Annotated in this window: 16 protein-coding genes and 1 pseudogene; 9 read left to right on the top strand and 8 right to left on the bottom strand. The window is 70.5% G+C overall.

Features of this window, described 5'->3' with window-relative positions; translation table 11 throughout:
• Positions 1-3 precede the first annotated feature (3 nt).
• Positions 4-891: a serine protease gene (locus tag ACIRA5_RS32315; RefSeq protein WP_403696729.1), complete on the bottom strand. Its 888-nt coding sequence runs from the start codon at positions 889-891 to the stop codon at positions 4-6.
• A 226-nt stretch (positions 892-1,117) separates the two neighbouring features.
• Positions 1,118-1,849, bottom strand: a complete 732-nt coding sequence (locus ACIRA5_RS32310) for a hypothetical protein (RefSeq protein WP_403696726.1) — start codon at positions 1,847-1,849, stop codon at positions 1,118-1,120.
• Between the two features lie 128 nt (positions 1,850-1,977).
• Here ACIRA5_RS32310 and ACIRA5_RS32305 point away from each other — a divergent pair, with 128 nt between their 5' ends.
• Together ACIRA5_RS32305 and ACIRA5_RS32300 are read left to right on the top strand one after the other, a co-directional pair.
• Positions 1,978-3,189, top strand: a complete 1,212-nt coding sequence (locus ACIRA5_RS32305) for a pyridoxal phosphate-dependent aminotransferase (protein ID WP_099920887.1) — start codon at positions 1,978-1,980, stop codon at positions 3,187-3,189.
• A 104-nt stretch (positions 3,190-3,293) separates the two neighbouring features.
• Positions 3,294-3,713: a hypothetical protein gene (locus ACIRA5_RS32300; RefSeq protein WP_403696723.1), complete on the top strand. Its 420-nt coding sequence runs from the start codon at positions 3,294-3,296 to the stop codon at positions 3,711-3,713.
• A 93-nt stretch (positions 3,714-3,806) separates the two neighbouring features.
• Here ACIRA5_RS32300 and ACIRA5_RS32295 read toward each other — a convergent pair whose 3' ends face one another.
• Positions 3,807-4,640, bottom strand: coding sequence for a helix-turn-helix transcriptional regulator (locus tag ACIRA5_RS32295; RefSeq protein ID WP_403697230.1), 834 nt, complete (start codon positions 4,638-4,640; stop codon positions 3,807-3,809).
• Between the two features lie 232 nt (positions 4,641-4,872).
• Between ACIRA5_RS32295 and ACIRA5_RS32290 the strand changes: the two genes are divergently transcribed.
• From ACIRA5_RS32290 to ACIRA5_RS32275, 4 genes are read left to right on the top strand one after another with little or no spacing between them, the layout of a single operon-like run.
• A complete protein-coding gene (locus tag ACIRA5_RS32290) occupies positions 4,873-5,946 on the top strand; it encodes a hypothetical protein (RefSeq protein ID WP_403696720.1) in 1,074 nt (357 codons plus the stop codon).
• A gap of 12 nt (positions 5,947-5,958) precedes the next feature.
• Entirely contained in the window at positions 5,959-7,131 is a 1,173-nt protein-coding gene (locus tag ACIRA5_RS32285) for a toxic anion resistance protein (protein ID WP_352049841.1), read from the top strand.
• On the top strand, positions 7,128-8,684 hold the full coding sequence (locus ACIRA5_RS32280; RefSeq protein ID WP_403696717.1) for a substrate-binding domain-containing protein: 1,557 nt from the start codon (positions 7,128-7,130) through the stop codon (positions 8,682-8,684). The genes ACIRA5_RS32285 and ACIRA5_RS32280 overlap by 4 nt, the downstream gene beginning before the upstream one ends.
• A gap of 7 nt (positions 8,685-8,691) precedes the next feature.
• On the top strand, positions 8,692-9,282 hold the full coding sequence (locus ACIRA5_RS32275) for a hypothetical protein (protein WP_403697227.1): 591 nt from the start codon (positions 8,692-8,694) through the stop codon (positions 9,280-9,282).
• Here ACIRA5_RS32275 and ACIRA5_RS32270 read toward each other — a convergent pair whose 3' ends face one another.
• From ACIRA5_RS32270 to ACIRA5_RS32250, 5 genes and pseudogenes are all read right to left on the bottom strand, one after another.
• Complete coding sequence (locus ACIRA5_RS32270; RefSeq protein ID WP_403696714.1) at positions 9,283-10,455, bottom strand: hypothetical protein; 1,173 nt, start codon at positions 10,453-10,455, stop codon at positions 9,283-9,285.
• Positions 10,452-11,213, bottom strand: coding sequence for a PP2C family serine/threonine-protein phosphatase (locus tag ACIRA5_RS32265; protein ID WP_403697224.1), 762 nt, complete (start codon positions 11,211-11,213; stop codon positions 10,452-10,454). Before ACIRA5_RS32265 ends, ACIRA5_RS32270 begins: the two co-directional genes overlap by 4 nt.
• Positions 11,214-11,329: 116 nt before the next feature.
• Positions 11,330-12,067 (bottom strand): annotated as a pseudogene (locus ACIRA5_RS32260) (RNA-guided endonuclease InsQ/TnpB family protein); the annotation flags it as partial.
• Positions 12,049-12,675 carry a hypothetical protein gene (locus ACIRA5_RS32255; RefSeq protein WP_403696711.1) on the bottom strand — a complete coding sequence of 209 codons (627 nt, stop codon included), beginning with the start codon at positions 12,673-12,675 and terminating at the stop codon, positions 12,049-12,051. The pseudogene ACIRA5_RS32260 and the gene ACIRA5_RS32255, both read right to left, overlap by 19 nt.
• Positions 12,676-12,904: 229 nt before the next feature.
• The gene (locus ACIRA5_RS32250; RefSeq protein ID WP_403696708.1) at positions 12,905-14,749 is read right to left on the bottom strand and encodes a phosphoenolpyruvate carboxykinase (GTP); all 1,845 of its coding nucleotides are present in this window, start codon (positions 14,747-14,749) and stop codon (positions 12,905-12,907) included.
• 334 nt (positions 14,750-15,083) lie between these two features.
• On the opposite strand from ACIRA5_RS32250, the gene ACIRA5_RS32245 reads away from it, so the two are divergent.
• The 3 genes from ACIRA5_RS32245 (at position 15,084) to ACIRA5_RS32235 (ending at position 18,117) form a co-directional block, all read left to right on the top strand.
• Complete coding sequence (locus tag ACIRA5_RS32245) at positions 15,084-15,797, top strand: hemolysin III family protein (protein WP_355308810.1); 714 nt, start codon at positions 15,084-15,086, stop codon at positions 15,795-15,797.
• A gap of 113 nt (positions 15,798-15,910) precedes the next feature.
• Positions 15,911-17,479: a DHA2 family efflux MFS transporter permease subunit gene (locus ACIRA5_RS32240; protein WP_403696704.1), complete on the top strand. Its 1,569-nt coding sequence runs from the start codon at positions 15,911-15,913 to the stop codon at positions 17,477-17,479.
• A complete protein-coding gene (locus ACIRA5_RS32235; RefSeq protein WP_403696701.1) occupies positions 17,476-18,117 on the top strand; it encodes a TetR/AcrR family transcriptional regulator in 642 nt (213 codons plus the stop codon). Before ACIRA5_RS32240 ends, ACIRA5_RS32235 begins: the two co-directional genes overlap by 4 nt.
• Positions 18,118-18,129 lie beyond the last annotated feature (12 nt).

Here is an 18,129-nt window from a genome sequence, read left to right as displayed (position 1 = left end):
GGGTCACGGCTTGGGCAGGGTGCACCCGCTCGCGCTCAGGCTGAGCTTGTTGCCGGTCGTGAAGCACGCCGGGATCTGGTAGGTCTCCTCGGCGTAGTTGATGCCCGGGTGAATGGTGACCTTGCCGCTCGCGTCGACCTCGCAGGGGTTGTTCACCGTGCAGGTCTCGCCGTCCTCGTTACCGGTGTTGTTGACCGCGACGACCTTGCCGGTGGCCTGGTCGATGACCGGCGAGCCCGACGTGCCGCCGATGGTGTTGCAGGCGGAGGTGTAGCGAATGGAGTCCTTCCAGGTCCAGTCGCCCTCCTTGAGGCGGTACGCGAACCCGTCGATGCTGCAGTTGTAGAGCCGCTTCCAGTAACCGGAGGCGACCGTGATGGCGGTACCGACGGTCGGGTGCGTGTCCTGCACGGTCAGCGCGCTGATGCCGTACGAGTTCTTGATCGTCGTGTAGGTGCTGGTGAGCTGGTAGATCGTGACGTCCGTGTCGGTCATCGTCGAGTACGCGACCTTGCTGGCCCGCAGGGTCGCCACCCGGGTGCCGGCGGAGTTGAGCAGGCCGAAGGTACGGCTGGACGCCTGGTCGACGATCACTTCACCGGGCTCCGGGAAGCCCGTCTCCAGGCAGTGGCCGTTGGAGAGCACGAGCGCCGGGTCACTGTCCGCGGAGTTGGGGAAGCGGATGACGGAGCCGGAGCAGTTGCTGAGCGCGACGGTCCCGGCGAGGCTGACGGCCTGGAGCGTCGGCGCCGCCGCCTTCGTGTCCGCCTTGACCGCGGACACGGACGTGGACGTGGACGCCGCCGCGGGTGCGGGTGCCGCGACCGCGGGTGCCACGCCCGCCCCGGTGATCACCAGGGCGAAGAGCGCGGCGACGAGAGGCTTTCTCATGTGGGGGTCCCCTCTTGCGACTTGGGCGACCGGAGATCTTCCGGCCACTTCCAGTTTTGTCATGCGCATTGTCAATCGAGGGGACGGGAGGGACAAGGAGCGGTTTCCGGCCATGGGCATGCCGCAGCGGCGGGACGGGGCACGTCGTATACGCGGGCGAGCCGGCGGGGGTGAACACGACCGCGGGGTCTGCCGCGGCCCGGACAGAAGCCGTCGGGACCGGCGGCTACTTCGGCCGCTTGGTGGCGCCCTGGCCGTGGCCGGGATTGCCGTTGGCGGGACCGTGCCCCGTGGTCGCGCTCGCGGTCGCGGTAGCGGTCGTGGTGGGGCCTGCGACGGGAGTGGTGGAGGTCCCGGCCGACGGGGACCGTGGCGCCGTCGTGGACGGCGTCGCCGAGGTGGACGCGGACGCGCCCGGAGAGGTCCGCTCGGCGCTCGCTGCGGAGGCGGCGGGCGAGTCACCCGGCGTCGCCTCAGCCGCCCCGGCGGTCGAGCCACCCACCGATGCCTTCGGCTCCGGGGACGCGGACGCCCTCCGGCCGTCACCGTCGCTCCGCCCGGAGGGCGAGGAGCCCCCGGACGGCCCGGAGTCGAACAGTCCCACGACCACCGCACCGAGGACGACCACGCACACCGCGCCGCCGGCCACCGCCACCCGCCGCCGCGGGAGCCGCTCCCGGCGGCGGCGCCGCGAGCGGTCACGGCGGCCGGCCCCGGCACGCGCCAGGGCTCCGTCGTCACCCGTCCCCGCACCCGGCCCGTCGCCATCGGCCGTCCGCGCACCAGGCCCGTCGTACGCACCAGGCCCGTCGTACGCACCCGGCTCGTCGTACGCGTCCTGCCAGCCGTGCGCCGCCGCCGGATCCGCGTACGCCTCGTACGCCGGAGGCGCCTCGCCGTCGCCGCTCGGGAGGTACACCCTCGGCTCGGCCTCGGTCTCACCGTTCTGCCAGGACATGGGCGCGGATTCTAAGGACCGCAAGGGCTTACGGCACAACGCGGGGGAAGAAAGCGACGCAAAACGCCACGTCTCACGTGGTGGAAAACACCCCCCGCCGAGCGTTACGCGGCCGTAAGCTCACCGTCATGCAGGTGATCCAGTCGACCAAGCTCGCCAACGTCTGTTACGAGATCCGGGGCCCGGTGCTCGAGGAGGCGATGCGGCTGGAAGCGGCAGGTCATCGGATCCTCAAGCTGAACACCGGCAATCCGGCCGCGTTCGGTTTCGAGTGCCCGCCCGAGATCCTGGAGGACATCCTCCGGAACGTGTCGACGGCGCACGGCTACGGCGACGCGAAGGGCCTGCTCGCCGCCCGCCGCGCCGTCGTGATGCACAACCAGACCCTCGGCATCGAGACCGACGTCGAGCACGTCTTCATCGGCAACGGCGTGTCCGAGCTGATCGTGATGGCGATGCAGGGCCTGCTGGACGACGGTGACGAGGTCCTCGTACCGGCGCCGGACTACCCGCTGTGGACCGCCGCCGTGTCCCTGTCCGGCGGCACCGCCGTGCACTACCACTGCGACGAGCAGTCGGACTGGATGCCCGACCTCGCGGACGTGGAGCGCAAGGTCACCGACCGCACCAAGGCGATCGTCATCATCAACCCGAACAACCCGACGGGCGCGGTGTACGACGAGGCGATGCTGCGCGGGCTCACCGACATCGCCCGCCGCCACAACCTCCTGGTCTGTTCGGACGAGATCTACGACAAGATCCTCTACGACGGCGCCACGCACACCCCGACCGCCTCGGTCGCGCCCGACCTGCTCACCCTCACCTTCAACGGCATGTCGAAGGCGTACCGGGTGGCGGGCTACCGGGTGGGCTGGATGTCGATCTCCGGCCCCCGCGCGCACGCCGACTCCTACATCGAGGGCCTGACGATCCTCGCGAACATGCGCCTGTGCGCGAACATGCCCGGTCAGCACGGCGTGGTCGCGGCGCTCAGCGGGCGGCAGACGATCAACGACCTGGTGCTGCCCGGCGGCCGGCTGAAGGAACAGCGGGACGTCGCCTACGAGCTGCTGACCCAGATCCCGGGCGTGAGCTGTGTGAAGCCCAAGGGCGCGCTCTACCTCTTCCCGCGGCTCGACCCGAAGGTCTTCAAGATCAAGGACGACCGCCGGATGGTCCTCGACCTGCTCCGCCAGGAGAAGATCATGGTCGTCCAGGGGACCGGCTTCAACTGGCCCGAATCGGACCACTTCCGGGTGGTCACCCTGCCGAGCGTGGGCGATCTGACCGACGCGGTCACCCGGATCGGGAACTTCCTGGACGGTTACAGCCAGCCGTGACGCTCACACTGTGTGCGCGGGACGACAAGATGTGCGACAAGGCTCAACTTTAGACGAAATCCAAGCTAGGATGGCTTCCTGAAAGAGCACAGGAGGCCGTCCCCATGTACGAACCGATCCGCACCAAGTCGGTCCACACGACGGCCGGTACCCCCTCCGGCTTTCCCCACCGGTCACGCGAGGAGGAGCTGGACATCCAGCTCGCCGGACACCTCGCGGCGCTCCTCGCGGTGACCGACGAGATCCGCGCGATCGAGCCGTCCGCCGACCTGGACGCGGCGGCCGAGCGGCTCGCCGGGCAGGTGGCGCGGCTGCGGGAAGGAGTGGCGCCGGTCCGCGCGTCGTCGGCCGCCGCCGCGCGCGAGCCGCACGTCGTCGCTCTCCACGAGCGGGCCCACGCCCTCGCCGGCCGTGCCCTCGTCGTCGCCGCGTCCCGCGCGGACACCGCGGTCGCGATCCTGGCCGCCGAGCGCATGGACGCCCACGCCCCGGCCGCCGAACCCCGCGCACTCGCGGCTCGCTGAGAGCCCGCGTCCGAGCCCCCGGGCTCCCCTTGTACGGCCCCGGTCCGCGCGCACCCGCAGCGACGTGCGGACCGGGTGCCACACACCCATCGGTCAGCCGAGAGCAGTGGCCGTCGTCTGCAACCCGAGCGTCGCGAGCAGCGCCAGTTGCTGTGCCGCCTCCGTGCCCGGCGCGGCCGAACAGATCGTGATCCGCAGGTCCCCGCCCGGCACCGCGAGCGTGTCGCAGTCCAGGACGATCATCCCCACCTCGGGATGGTGGACCGCCTTGCTGTCGGCCGTGTGGAACCCGACCGCGTGCGAGGCCCACAGCTCACGGAACGACTCGCTCTCCCGCCGCAGATCCGCGATCAGCGAGCGCAGCCCCCGGTCGTCGGGATAGCGGGCGGTGGCGGACCGCAGATCCGACACCAGGGCCGTACGCAGCCTCCGCTCCTGCTCCGGGGTGTGCGTGGTGCGGCTGGGCAGACCCATGAACTGCCGCCACACGTAGTTGCGTTCGCGCCCGCGCCCGCCGGACGGGTCCCCCATCAGCGCGGCCCACAGCGGGTTCCACGAGATGAGGTTGTACGCCGCGTCGTGCACCCCGATCGGGGACTGGCCCAGCTGGTCCAGGAGGCGCTGCACGCTCGGCGGGATGTGCTGCGAGATGTGTCCGGTCGTGGGCGGGGCGTGCCCGGCCAGCCGGTAGAGGTGGTCGCGCTCGGGCTCCGACAGGCGCAGACCGCGGGCGAGCGCGCCGACGACCTGGCCGGAAGGGGCGGTGGCCCGGCCCTGTTCGAGGCGCGTGACGTAGTCCACCGAGAGTCCGGCGAGCTGCGCCAGTTCCTCCCGGCGCAGTCCGGGCGCCCGCCGCGCGCCGCCCCTCGGCAGCCCGGCCTCCTGGGGTGTGGTCCGGTCGCGCCAGTACCGCAGCGCGGTACCCAGCTCTCCGTGCTCACGATGACCCCGAAGGTCTCGATGGTCCTGATGATCTCGAAGGTCTCGTCGGCTCACCCCTCCATGGTCCTCCCCCTCCGCCGCCACAGCCTGGTACTGCCAGTCCCCCGACACGCAGGGCTCGAAGCCGCCGTTCCGGTTGCATACCGGGATCGGTCGGACACCCTCCGTTCACCCGGCACGACCGGGAATGTTGGGTTCCGGGAGCACTCTCCTCGGTGTGAGACGCATCGCGGGAATCGTCCTGGCGGTCCTGCTGATCGGCGGCGTGGTAGCAGCCGTCGTCGCAGGCCGCGAAGATCAGGACAAGGGCACGGCAACGAAGACCGTGCAAGGAGTGATCGGATCGGAGAAGGCGGAGTTCTTCGCCGATCCCGACGTGGTGAAGGCCCTGGCTGCCAAGGGCTTCACCGTGAAGACGGAGACCTCCGGGTCCTGGGCCATGGACGGCCTGGACCTCAAGGGGTACGACTTCGCCTTCCCCTCCAGCCAGGCCCCGGCCGACGAGCTGGCCGCCAAGTTCCACGTACGGCAGCCGCTGCCGCGCCCGTTCTACTCGCCCCTCGTGGTCGTCGCGCACCGCAGCGCCGCCGAGGTCCTGGCGGCGAACGGGCTCGCGACCGTCGGCAAGGGCACCGGCACGCTCAAGATGGCCGCCTATCTCAAGGCCGCCGGGCAGGACCGGACCTGGCAGCAGCTCAAGGGGGCCGCCGCGCACGGCGAGCTGACCGGCACGCTCTTCATCGCCAGCACCGATCCGAACACCTCCAACTCCGGCGCGCTCTACCTCGCCGCCGCCTCGTACGTCGCGGACGGCGGCCGGGTCGCTTCCGACACCGCCGCCGTCGGACGCACCGCGCCCCTCATGCACAAGCTCGTCAGTGTCCAGGGCGCCCAGCAGTCCAGCACGGACGCGGCGTTCCGTGACTTCATCAGCGGGGCCGGGAACCCGCTCGTGCTCGTGTACGAGTCGCAGGTCGCCGCGCTGCTCAACCAGGGCCAGGACGTCGGTGACCTCACCGTCCTCTACCCGGACACCACGGCGAACAGCGACCACACCGTCGTACCCCTCACTTCCGAGGGCCGCGCGCTCGGTGAGCTCCTCAGCAGTGACCCGGCCCTGCGCAGGCTCGCCGTCAAGCACGGGTTCCGGCCGCAGGGCGCGACCGGGGAGTTCACGGCGGCCACCGCCGCCCACGCCACCTACCTCAACCAGAAGCTGACCGGCGTCCGGCAGGCGCCCGTGCCCGCCTACAAGGTGCTGCACGAGATGGCGCGCCGGGCCGGGAACTAGGGGGAAAAGCAAGTGACGACCGAAGACACCTTCACCCTCACACCGCCCGAGGCCGTCGCGCCCGTGCCCCGTGAGAAGGCGGGCGGGCTGGTGCCCGTCGACCCGTCCGTGCAGGACGAGATGGCCCGCCGGGCGGCCGAGTACGTCGGCGGGCTCGCCGCCCTCGACGCCCGCTCGCCCGAGTTCGCGGGCAAGGTCGGGGAGATCGCGGGCCTCGGCGCGAGCGAGATGCGGGGCGCCGCCGCGCAGTCCAACCGCATGCTGGAGCGCACCCTGCGCAGCCTGCCCGACAAGGGCGGGGACGCCCAGTCGCACGTGGCGGGCTCGCTGGTCGAACTCCGCCGTGTGGTCGAGGACCTGGACCCGCGCGATCTGCCCGCGAGCAAGGGGCGGAAGTTCCTGTCCAAGCTGCCCGGCGGCAACAAACTGCGTGACCACGTCGCCAAGTACGCCTCCTCGCAGGCCACCCTGAACAAGATCGTGGGCTCGCTGCGCGGCGGCCAGGACGAACTGCGCCGCGACAACGCCGCGTTGCAGACCGAGCGCGTCCGCCTCTGGGAGACGATGGGCAAGCTCCAGGAGTACGTCGTCCTCACCCAGGCCCTGGACACGGCGGTCGAGGACCACATCGCCACCGCCGAGACCGTGGACCCCGCGCAGGCCGACACCCTGCGCGCCGACGTCCTCTTCCCCGTCCGGCAGAAGCACCAGGACCTGCTGACCCAGCTCGCGGTGTGCGCTCAGGGCTATCTCGCCATGGACGTGGTCCGGCGCAACAACGACGAGCTCATCAAGGGCGTCGACCGCGCCGCCACCACCACGGTGTCCGCACTGCGCATCTCCGTGATGCTGGCCTCCGCCCTCGAGAACCAGCGCAAGGTCGTCGACCAGGTCAACGCCCTGCGCGGCACGACCGAGGACCTGATCCGCGGCAACGCCGAGATGCTCGCCACCCAGAGCGGGGAGATCCAGCGCATCGCCGCCGACCCGGCCGTCGGCGCGGAGACCCTGCGCACCGCCTTCCAGCAGATCTACCGCACCCTCGACGCCATCGACACGTACAAGGTGCAGGCCACCGAGTCGATGGCGGCGACCGTCGAGTCCCTCACGTCCGAACTCCAGCACGCGAGCGCCTACTTGGAGCGCAGCCGCTCACGGGGCGCCCTGGAAGGAGGCTCCGCGTGAGACGTCGCAGGGCCTACGCCCTCGTGTCCCTGCTCGCCGTCACGGCCGCCGCCGCGGTCACCGGCTGCACGGCGCAGGACCAGCAGCAGCACTCCGACAGCAACGCCCCCGAACCCGGCACCCTACGCGTCCTCGCCTCCAGCGAGCTCAGCGACATGGCGCCGATCCTCGAACAGGTCCGCAAGGACACCGGAATCAAGGTCCGCCCCACCTACATGGGCACCCTCTCCGCCGTCGACCTGCTCGCGAAGGGCAAGGTGGACGGCGCGTACGACGCGCTGTGGCTGTCGTCCGACGACTATCTGCGGCTGCGCCCCGAAGCGGCGAAGAAGGTCGTCTCGGAGACTCCGATCATGTCGAGCCCGGTGGCGATCGGAGTGAAGCCCGCGACCGTGAACGCGCTGGGCTGGAAGCCGCAGGACGTCACCTGGTCGCAGGTCGAGCAGGCCGTCGCGGACGGGAAACTGACGTACGGCATGACCGACCCGGCCCGCTCCAACTCCGGTTTCTCCACGCTGATCTCGGTGGCCTCGGGACTGTCCGGGGCACAGTCGGCGCTCACCGACGCGGACGTGGTGAAGGCGACCCCGCGGCTCAAGGAGTTCTTCAAGGGGCAGAAACTGACGTCGGGGTCCTCGGGCTGGCTGGCGACGGCGTACGAGCGGCGCGGCACCGTGGACGCCCTGCTCAACTACGAGTCGATCCTCACGGGCATGAAGGGGCTCACGGTCATCCGCCCGCGCGACGGCGTGGTGACCGCCGACTACCCGCTCTCCTCGCTCGCCTCCTCCAGCAAGGACACCCGCGAGAGTGTCCGCCGCCTCACCGAGGCGCTGCGCGCTCCGGCCGTGCAGCGGGAGATCACGCAGCAGACGCGGCGCCGCCCGGTCGTCGCCTCCGTCGCCCCGGCGGCCGGCCTCGACACCGGCCGCCGACGTGAACTCCCCTTCCCCGGCAGCCGGTCCGTCGCCGACCAGCTCCTGGACTCCTACGAGAACAAGCTCCGCCGGCCCTCCCGGACCGTCTACGTCCTCGACACCTCCGGCTCGATGGAAGGCGGCCGGCTCGACCGGCTGAAGAAGGCGCTCACCGGGCTGACGGGCGACTTCCGCGACCGCGAGGAGGTGACGCTGATGCCGTTCGGCTCGAAGGTCAAGAGCGTCCACACGCACGTGGTGCGGCCCGAGGACCCCAGGGCCGGTCTCGACGGCATCCGCAAGGACACCGAGGCCCTGAGCGCCTCCGGCAACACCGCGATCTACACCTCGCTGGAGAAGGCGTACGAGCATCTGGGCGCGGGCGGCGACACGTTCACGTCGATCGTGCTGATGACGGACGGCGAGAACACTAGGGGCGCCGACCCCGAGGACTTCGACGGCTTCTACGGCCGGCTGCCGGGCGGGCAGAAGGAGATCCCGGTCTTCCCGATCCTGTTCGGCGACTCCGACCCCGGCGAGCTCCAGCACATCGCCGACCTGACCGGCGGCCGCCTCTTCGACGCCCGCAAGGGTTCGCTCGACGGCGCCTTCGAGGAGATCCGTGGCTACCAATAGGAACCCCCTGAAGTATCTGGAGTCCCGCAAGAACCTCACCGGCAGCGCCTGCGGGCTCGTCGGTCTGGCCCTCACCTTCGCGGGGGTCGCGGGCCCGTACTGGCCGATCGTCGTCGTGGGGCTGTACGGGGCGGGCGCCCTGGTCGCCCCGCCGGAGCGACCGCCGCTGCCGGACTTCCCCGACCCCTCGGCCCAGCTGGAGGAGCTGCGGGGTGACTTCGGCCGACTGCGGGAGTATCTGGGCGGTGTGGAACTGCCCCCGGCGGCCGCGGGCCGGCTCACCGAGCTGACCGAGCTCCTGACCGCGCTGCTCGATCCCGGCTGGGTCGCCGAGGTGCTCGCGCAGGACCCCGAGGGCGTGCACGCGCTGTCCCGTGCCGTACGGCAGGACATCCCCGAGGCCGTCGACACCTTCGTACGGACCCGGTGGTGGACACGGCTGACGCCCGGCACCGAACCACCGGAACGCCACCTGGAGCGCCAGCTCACCCTGCTGTACGAGGAGGCGGACCGGCTCGCGGTGGCCCTGCGGGAGGTCGAGGCCCGGCGCCAGGAGTCGCACACGCGCTATCTGGAGGACCGCGGTCGCTCGCAGTGATCAACCGCCGCCCAGCTGCCTCGCGACGACCGCCAGGGCCACCACCAGCGCGACCAGCAGGGCGACCTTCAGTGCCGGGCTCAGGCGTCCGTCCGGCCGCTCCTCCTCCCGCGGCGGCGGGTCCGGCAGCGGGAGCGGCGCGGGCCCGTTGAACACGTCGTGGCCCGTGGTCGCCGCCCGCGTGCACCACGGGCAGGACGTCAGATGGGAGCCGTACGCGTGCAGGGGGCGGAGGGCGCAGATCCGCACCTGGGAGCGCTCCTTGTTCAGGGCACGCAGCCAGGCTTCCGCGGGGGGCCGGGCGGCGGGGGCGCGGACACCGGGGCCGAACGCGGCGCGGGCCAGGGTGAGCAGGTCCGGCGGCAGGACGGAGGGGTCGACGGTCCCGCGCGGGATGACGACCCGCTCGGGGCGGACCACGTACGAGCAGCTGGCGGCGATGTTGTCCTGGACGGTCGACTCGGACGCGCTGTCGTGCGGGACGCCCCCGAAGGGGTGGTTGCCGGCCGTCAGGAGCTGGTATACGAGGACCGCGAGGGCGAAGTCGTCGGTGGCGCGGCCGGCCGGGCCGCCCGCCTGGCGCTCGGGGGGCGAGTAGTCGGTGGTGTGCATCAGGCAGGGGAAGAGTTCCCCGGTCGCCGGGTCGGTGAAGGCGATGGAGTCGCAGTCGAGGAAGGTGACGAAGCCGTTCGCGTCGACCACGACGTTGCTGCTGGAGAAGTCGCCGATGACGAGGTTGTCGTGGTGCATGCGGGCGGTCATGAACGCGAGGTTCCAGGCGACGCCGAGCAGGAAGCGCCAATCGGCCCGTTCGGGAAAGAGCTTGCGCCGCTGGGCACGGGTGAACAGGCCGATCAGCTGGATGTGCGCGGGTTCGCCGAAGCGTCGCATGGCATAGCCGAGGAACTCCCCCCGCGCGCCGCGGGCGACGGCCGTGGGCCAGGCCAGTTCGGGCGGCTGGAAGGCGTTGGTGGGGCGGGCGGCCAGCGGGGACATGGTCAGCATCCGGGTCAGCCGGCGCTCCTGCTCGGGACCTGGTGGATCGCGGTAGAGCTTGACGACGATCCCGTCGTCGCCGACCACCGGGAAGACGGCCGCCTGGCCGCCGCCCTTGAGAGGCAGTTCCGCGAGGGTGACGGGCTTGCCGTCCAGGAACACGGTCAGGCCGCTCATGGGCGCGCCTTGCGGACGGCCCGCAGCAGGGTCTTGTCGTCGGCGTTCAGCGCGGTCAGCCGGTCCGACCTCAGCAGCGCGGCCAGTGCCTCGTGCGCGTTGTCCGACACCGGTCCCGGAGCGTCCAGGGAGCGGAAGACGGCGTCGGCGAAGGACGCGTTGGGGCTCGACGCGCCGCCGGCCGAGCGGTTGAGCGCGGCCTGCGCGAGTCCGTCGGTGGACAGCAGCACCCCGTCGATCCCGGGGTCGGACACACAGTCGGTGCGCACCCAGCGGGCCGCGTCCGGTGAGGTGAGGAACACCGTCTCGTTGCTGTACTCGCTGGCCTCGGCGGCCTGCGGCAGCAGATGGAACTGCCGCTCGCCGTCCTCCGTACCGGCGCGTACGACGACGAAGCCGTCGCCCAGGGTCAGATGGCCCAGCCAGCCCGGAGTGAGCACCACGACGGTGAGGGTGGTGGCGAAGTCGGGGGCGTGCGCGCCGGTCGTGTCCAGAAACACCTTGCTGACGTCGTGGAAGGCGTCCACGAGCAGTTCACGCACGGCGGTTCCAGGTCCGCCGTCCGCCGCCGCGGCCGCCCGCCGTCCGAAGTGCTCGGCGGCCAGTTCCACCGCGAGCAGGGAGCCCTCGTCGGAGCGCGGCCGACTGCCCGCGCCGTCCGCGACCGCGAGCACCACCACCGACGGCGACTCCGTGTACGCGCAGGCGTCCTGGCAGGGCAGGCCCTGGCGGCGGTGCCGGTCGCCCTCGACGCTCATACCGTGCACGCGCCACGGCGACTCCCCGCTCGCCCTTCTTCGTCCCGCCCCTGTCCGCCATCGGTCAGGATTCCCAGGCCGGGCGCTGGGTCTTGAACTGGGTCAACAACCCGGGACTAAAGTCCCGGGCTTGCACAACGGGCGCCACTGGCTGTGGTGCTGCGTTTGCGTCCTGTCCCACGCCCGGGTGCGGGAGGTGGGTCTGGGGCGGTTGACTGCGCCCCGCGTCGCCACAACGCCCGCGCTCGCGCGCGAATGTTGCGGGAGCCGTTCCGGTCTGCATGATCAACGAATCCGCAGGACCGGCACGCGAACCAAGCCTGGGAGACCCGGTTCGCTCTGTCGATGTGCCCGCATTCGGCGCAGGTGCGGGAGGTGTACGCCGGATCGACGTGCACCACCGGCACTCCCGCCCGGCGGGCCTTGTACGCGATGAACTGCCCCAGCTGGGCGAAGGCCCAGCTGGAGTGGGTGGCCCGTTGGGGCTTGCGAAGCCGTACCCGTTCACGGATGCCCGTCAGGTCTTCCAGGGCGATTCCGCGACCGGTGCGTTCAGCCTCGGCCACCACATGCTTCGCGATCTTGTGGTTGATGTCCCTGGCCCGCCGCGCCTCCTTGCGCCGCCGCTTCTTCAGCCGACGCCTGGCGGACGGGGTGTTCTTCTTCTGCAGCTTGGTGCGCAGTGTGCGCTCCCGGGTGCGGATCCGGTTGAGCTCGCGTCCGGCCATGATCTCGCCGTCGGACGTGGTGGCGATGTTGACGATGCCCAGGTCGACACCGAGGAAGTCCACCGGATCGGTGTCCAGCGGCGCTTCGGGAACCTCGCAGGTGGCGTTCAGGAACCACATGCCGTCCCCTGCTCGGCGTTCGCGCTGGCGGACATCATCTGCAGCAGCTCGCGGAAGGGGAAGCCCTGGAGGCGGGCGTGGAACTTGGGCGCGAAGGCCTGGAGGACCTGTTCGCCCATGTCGGTGATGCCGCCGACGCCTGTCGCGTAGAGCCGGAAGCGGCGGGCGCGCTGTTCCTCGGCGAGGACTGGGATCAACCGGTGCCAGGAGTCGGTGAGGTGGCCCGTGCCGTCGGTCGGCAGCCCGTCGGTGACCAGGCAGATCTGCGGCCGGTAGTGCTGAAGGCCGGAGGCGCGCAGCTCGGCCTTGCGGGCGGCGGCGATGTGCATCGACAGCTCCAGCGCCTCGGTCATCAGCGTCACCCCGGCCGCGGTGAGCCGGGGCGGCCGGAAGAGGTGGGCCGGCACGAAGGGGCTCACCGGGGCGCGCGGGTCGAGGAGTTGGGGTCCGCGCCAGGCGCCGACGCCCTGGCCGCCGAAGGTGATGACGGCGACCTCGACGCGGTAGCTGAGGCTGACGTCGTCGTGCAGTTCCCGGGTCCACTCCATGAGCGCGTTGATGAGCGTCTGGACCGGCGCCCCCGCCATGGAGCTGGAGGTGTCGAGACAGAGCACCAGCGGCAGGCGCTGCGCGTTGTTCTCGAACTCGATGTCGGCGTACTCCGCCGACAGCGTGGGCGGGTATTCGCTGTGCCCCCTCCGGCGTTCGCGTACGGCGAGAGACCTCCCGGCCTCGCCTCGGTCACCGCGGCCGGTCTTGGCGACGTCGCAGGTCAGGGCAAGTCGGACCGGCCGCGGAGTTCAGGGGTGGACGGCGGCCGCGGGGCCGCCGTCCACTCGGAACTCAGCCCAGGCGCCGCACCAGCGCGCGGTACTCGTCCCACAGTTCCTTCGGGGTGTGCTCGCCGAAGGTGTTGAGGTGCTCGGGCACGAGCGCCGCCTCCTCACGCCACACGTCCTTGTCGACGGTGAGCAGGAAGTCGAGGTCGGCCTCGGTGAGGTCGAGTCCCTTGGTGTCCAGGGCGCCCTTGGCCGGCAGGATGCCGATGGGAGTCTCGACGCCCTCGGCGCGGCCGTCGAGGCGGTCCACGATCCACTTCAGGACACGGCTGTTCTCGCCGAAGCCCGGCCACACGAACTTGCCCGCGTCGTTCTTGCGGAACCAGTTCACGTAGTAGATCTTCGGGAGCTTCGCCTGGTCCTTGTCCTTGGCGACGTCGACCCAGTGCCCCATGTAGTCGCCCATGTTGTAGCCGCAGAACGGCAGCATGGCGAAGGGGTCGCGGCGCAGCTCGCCGACCTTGCCCTCGGCGGCGGCGGTCTTCTCGGAGGCCACGTTGGCGCCGAGGAAGACGCCGTGGTTCCAGTCGAAGGACTCCGTCACCAGCGGTACGGCGGTGGCGCGGCGTCCGCCGAAGAGGATCGCCGAGATCGGCACGCCCTTGGGGTCCTCCCACTCGGGCGCGATGATCGGGCACTGCGAGGCGGGGACGGTGAAGCGGGCGTTGGGGTGGGCGGCGGGCGTACCGGACTCCGGCGTCCAGTCGTTGCCCTTCCAGTCGGTCAGGTGGGCCGGAGTCTCCTCCGTCATGCCCTCCCACCAGATGTCGTTGTCGTCGGTGAGCGCGACGTTGGTGAAGACGGAGTTGCCCCACAGCGTCTTCATCGCGTTGGCGTTGGTGTGCTCACCGGTGCCGGGCGCGACGCCGAAGAAACCGGCCTCGGGGTTGATCGCGTACAGCCGGCCGTCCTCGCCGAACCGCATCCACGCGATGTCGTCGCCGATCGTCTCGACCGTCCAGCCGGAGACGGTGGGCTCCAGCATGGCGAGGTTGGTCTTGCCGCAGGCGCTCGGGAAGGCGGCGGCGACGTACTTGGACTCGCCCTGCGGCGGGGTCAGCTTGAGGATGAGCATGTGCTCGGCGAGCCAGCCCTCGTCCCGCGCCATGACGGACGCGATGCGCAGGGCGTAGCACTTCTTGCCGAGCAGCGCGTTGCCGCCGTAGCCCGATCCGTACGACCAGATCTCGCGGGACTCGGGGAAGTGCGAGATGTACTTGGTGGAGTTGCACGGCCACGGCACGTCCGCCTCGCCCTCGGCCAGCGGCGCTCCGAGCGTGTGCACAGCACGCACGAAGAAGCCGTCGGTGCCGAGCTCGTCGAGGACGGGCTGTCCCATGCGGGTCATGGTGCGCATGGACACGGCGACGTAGGCGGAGTCGGTTATCTCGACGCCGATCGCGGAGAGGTCGGAGCCGAGCGGGCCCATGCAGAACGGGACGACGTACATCGTCCGGCCCTTCATCGAGCCGCGGAAGACGCCCTTCTCCCCCGCGAGGCCTTCTCCCTCTCCGGTGAAGATGGCCCGCATCTCGGCGGGCGCCTTCCAGTGGTTGGTCGGGCCCGCGTCCTCCTCCTTCTCGGAGCAGATGAACGTCCGGTCCTCGACCCGCGCGACATCGGTCGGGTCGGAAGCGGCGTAGTAGGAATGCGGGCGCTTGATCGGATCAAGCTTCTTGAAGGTGCCCTTGTGAACGAGCTCCTCGCACAGGCGCTCGTACTCGGCCTCGGATCCGTCACACCAGACCACGTTGTCCGGCTGGGTCAGTTCTGCGATCTCGTTGACCCACGAGATCAGTTCCTTGTGCTGGGTGGGGACGGTGGAGGGAGCCGCGATGTCGCGCGCCACGATTGCTCCTAGATGAGGGGTTTTTTATTGAGGCCCCGTGGGGGCTGCGACCCGGATGCTTCGGGGGTGTGGATACCCATGGCGCTCATCCGGTGCCGACCGCACTCATTTGATCATCCGACGGGTTCGCCCATATGTCCAGAGGGCCGCACACGTGAGCGGAGTGACCATCGCCACGTGTATCCGTGATTCTTTGCGTACACGTTGGGTTCAGCTGAAGGTTCTTTTGCGTGGACGCCGCCTCACGCCGCACTCGTGAGAACATGGCCACTCTTGGCTGTTCAGTGCGCCGTACTGACACGTAACTTACGGTTCCGTAGGTAGGATTCCGCCTATGACTGCGCCCGTCCCCGACGCGCCCACGGACTCGCCGGCCGCAGGCCGCAGTCCCGCAGCGCTCTCCCCGTCGCATCCGGTCAAGCCCAAGCTCCGCGGCTGGCTGCACCTCGGCATGTTCCCGGCCGTCCTGATCTCCGGTCTGGTCCTCACCGCTCTGGCCAGTTCCACGCGGGCCCGCATCGCCTGCGGGATCTTCGTGCTGACGGCCTGCCTCCTGTTCGGAGTGAGCGCGCTCTACCACCGCGGCAACTGGAGCCCGCGGATGGACGGCGTGCTGCGCAGACTCGACCACGCCAACATCTTCCTGATCATCGCCGGCACCTACACACCACTGACGATGCTGCTGCTCCCCGGCGCCAAGGGGCAGTGGCTCCTGTGGAGCATCTGGGCCGCCGCGGCGGCGGGGATCACCTTCCGGGTGTTCTGGGTCGGCGCCCCGCGCTGGCTCTACACCCCCTGCTACATAGCGATGGGCTGGGCGGCCGTCTTCTTCCTCCCGGACTTCATGCGCACGGGCGGCATCGCCGTGCTGGTCCTGGTGATCGTCGGCGGACTGCTCTACAGCGCGGGCGGTGTGATCTACGGGATCAAGCGCCCCAACCCCTCACCCCGCTGGTTCGGCTTCCACGAGGTCTTCCACTCCCTCACCCTCGCGGCGTTCGTCGTGCACTACGTGGGCATCTCACTGGTGGCCTACCAGCACGGGTGACACACCCCCTTCCTCTCCTCATGGCCACGGCTTCCGAGCCGTGGCCATTTTCGTATGCCCTGACAGTTAGCCCCCATTGACATCCACCGCCTTTTGACAGCTACTCTCATTTCATGGTTACTGTCACTCAAGACGACGGTGTGCGGCGCGACCCGCGCCGCTGGTGGGCCCTCGGGGCCCTGGTCGCGAGCATGCTCACGCTCGGCTTCGACACGACGATCCTCAACGTGGCCCTGCCGACGATGGCGGGCGAACTCGGCGCCACCACCGGCCAGCAGCAGTGGATGGCGGACGCGTACGTGATCGTCTTCGCCGCTCTGATGCTCCCGGCGGGACTGCTCGGCGACCGCTTCGGACGGCGCCGGATGCTGGTCGTGGGGCTCGGGATCTTCCTCGCCGGTTCCGTGGCCGGCTCCCTGGCGGGCGACGTGAACTGGGTCATCGCGGCCCGCACGGTGATGGGCGTCGGCGCGGCCCTGATCACCCCGCTCGCCCTGTCCGTACTGCCCTCGCTCTTCGGCCCCGACGAGCGCACCAAGGCCGTCGGCATCATCTCGGCCGCCTCGTCGCTCGGCCTGCCGCTGGGCCCGATCATCGGCGGCTGGCTGCTCAACCACTTCTGGTGGGGCTCGGTCTTCCTGGTCAACATCCCGATGGCCGCGATCGGCATCGCCGCCTGCGTCTTCCTGCTCCCCGAGACCAGCGACCCCGCCTCCCCCAAGGTCGACACCCTCTCCACCGCGTTCACGGCGGCCGGCCTCGGCTCCCTCATCTACGCGATCATCGAGGCGCCCAGCCGCGGCTGGGGCGACCCGCTGATCGTGGGCATGCTCGCCGGAGCCGCGGTCCTCATCGCCGCCCTCGTGCTACGCGAGCGGCGCATGGAACGCCCCATGCTCGACATGTCACTGCTCGGCCACCGCGGGTTCCTGTTCAACACGCTCGCGGCGACCCTGGTGATGTTCGTCCTGTCCGGCCTGCTGTTCGTGCTGCCGCAGTACCTCCAGGCGGTGCTCGGCAACGACGCCCTCGGCACCGGCGTCAGGCTGCTGCCCATGATGGGCGGCCTGATCGTCGCGGCCCGGGCCGCCCAGCCGGTCGTCGCCCGGTTCGGCTCCCGCGCGGTGGTCTGCGCGGGCCTGGTGGTGCTGGCCTTCGCCGCGCTCCTCGGCAGCCGTACGACCGTCGACTCGGGCTACGGCTTCACCGCGCTGTGGCTGTCGATCACCGGCTTCGGCTTCGGTTTCTCGGTCGTCCCCGCGATGGACGGCGCCCTCGGCGCCCTGCCCCGCGACCGGGCCGGCAGCGGCGCCGGGCTCCTCATGACGACGCGCCAGGTAGGCGCCGCGATCGGCATCGCCCTCCTCGGCAGCCTGCTGGCGAGCACCTTCCGGGACCGCCTCGACGTCACCGGTCTGCCCGCGAAGGCCGCCGACACCGCCGGGGAGTCCGTGGTCGCGGCCCATATCGTCGCCCAGAAGGCAGGCTCGGCCGACCTCGCGGCCTCCGCGAACAGCGCATACGTCCACGGCATGGGCCTGGTCCTGCTGGTGTGCGGCATCGCGGCCCTCGTCACCGCCCTGCTGGCCGCGGCACTCCTGCCGAACACCCCGGTCACGCACGCCACGAAGGAGGACGAGGACCCGGCCATGGCCACCGCTTCGGCGGATGCCGGACAATGAACAGCATGACGGCCGCACCCTCCCCCTTCAGCCCCGCCGACCGCCCTCAGCTGGGCCTGCGCGAGCGGAAGAAGATCAAGACCCGCGAGGCGATCCGCACCGCAACGTACGCGCTCGTCAGGGAACAGGGGTACGACGCGACGACGATCGAGCAGATCGCCGAGAGCGCCGAGGTGTCACCGTCGACCGTCTTCCGCTACTTCCCCACCAAGGAGGACATCGTCCTCACGGACGAGTTCGACCCGCTCATCCTGGAGGAGCTGCGGGCCCGGCCCAAGGACGAGCCGTGGATGGACACCCTCCGGTACGTCATGCAGAAGGCCATCCGGCTCGGCCTCAAGGACGACCCCGAGATGTCCCGGCTGCGCACCCACCTGATGGTCCAGGTCCCGGCGGTGCGCTCGCGGATGATGGAGAGCATGTCGGTCACCGGCAGCATGCTCTGCCAGGCCATCGGCGAGCGCACCGGCCGGGACCCGGACAGCCTGGAGGTGCGGGTCTACGCGATGGCGATCATCGGCGGCCTGATGGAGACGTCCCTGTACTGGGCGGAGAACGACCACCGGGACGACTTCAAGGACCTGGTGGACCGCACGATGGACGTCCTGGAACACGGCCTCTCCGCCGAAAACCCCTGAGGCCAGGGCTCT

This window comes from Streptomyces sp. NPDC096311 (assembly GCF_044763085.1).
Taxonomy (GTDB): Bacteria; Actinomycetota; Actinomycetes; order Streptomycetales; family Streptomycetaceae; genus Streptomyces.
Note: the sequence above shows the minus strand (reverse complement) of the source record. Positions and strands in the feature narration are given on the sequence as shown.

What these genes read in the sequence shown, in the direction of transcription:
- ACIRA5_RS32315 (WP_403696729.1), bottom strand. Translation starts at nt 891, where the DNA reads ATGAGAAAGCCTCTCGTCGCCGCGCTCTTCGCCCTGGTGATCACCGGG.
- ACIRA5_RS32310 (WP_403696726.1), bottom strand. Translation starts at nt 1,849, where the DNA reads ATGTCCTGGCAGAACGGTGAGACCGAGGCCGAGCCGAGGGTGTACCTC.
- ACIRA5_RS32305 (WP_099920887.1), top strand. Translation starts at nt 1,978, where the DNA reads ATGCAGGTGATCCAGTCGACCAAGCTCGCCAACGTCTGTTACGAGATC.
- ACIRA5_RS32300 (WP_403696723.1), top strand. Translation starts at nt 3,294, where the DNA reads ATGTACGAACCGATCCGCACCAAGTCGGTCCACACGACGGCCGGTACC.
- ACIRA5_RS32270 (WP_403696714.1), bottom strand. Translation starts at nt 10,455, where the DNA reads ATGAGCGGCCTGACCGTGTTCCTGGACGGCAAGCCCGTCACCCTCGCG.
- ACIRA5_RS32265 (WP_403697224.1), bottom strand. Translation starts at nt 11,213, where the DNA reads ATGAGCGTCGAGGGCGACCGGCACCGCCGCCAGGGCCTGCCCTGCCAG.
- ACIRA5_RS32245 (WP_355308810.1), top strand. Translation starts at nt 15,084, where the DNA reads ATGACTGCGCCCGTCCCCGACGCGCCCACGGACTCGCCGGCCGCAGGC.
- ACIRA5_RS32240 (WP_403696704.1), top strand. Translation starts at nt 15,911, where the DNA reads ATGGTTACTGTCACTCAAGACGACGGTGTGCGGCGCGACCCGCGCCGC.
- ACIRA5_RS32235 (WP_403696701.1), top strand. Translation starts at nt 17,476, where the DNA reads ATGAACAGCATGACGGCCGCACCCTCCCCCTTCAGCCCCGCCGACCGC.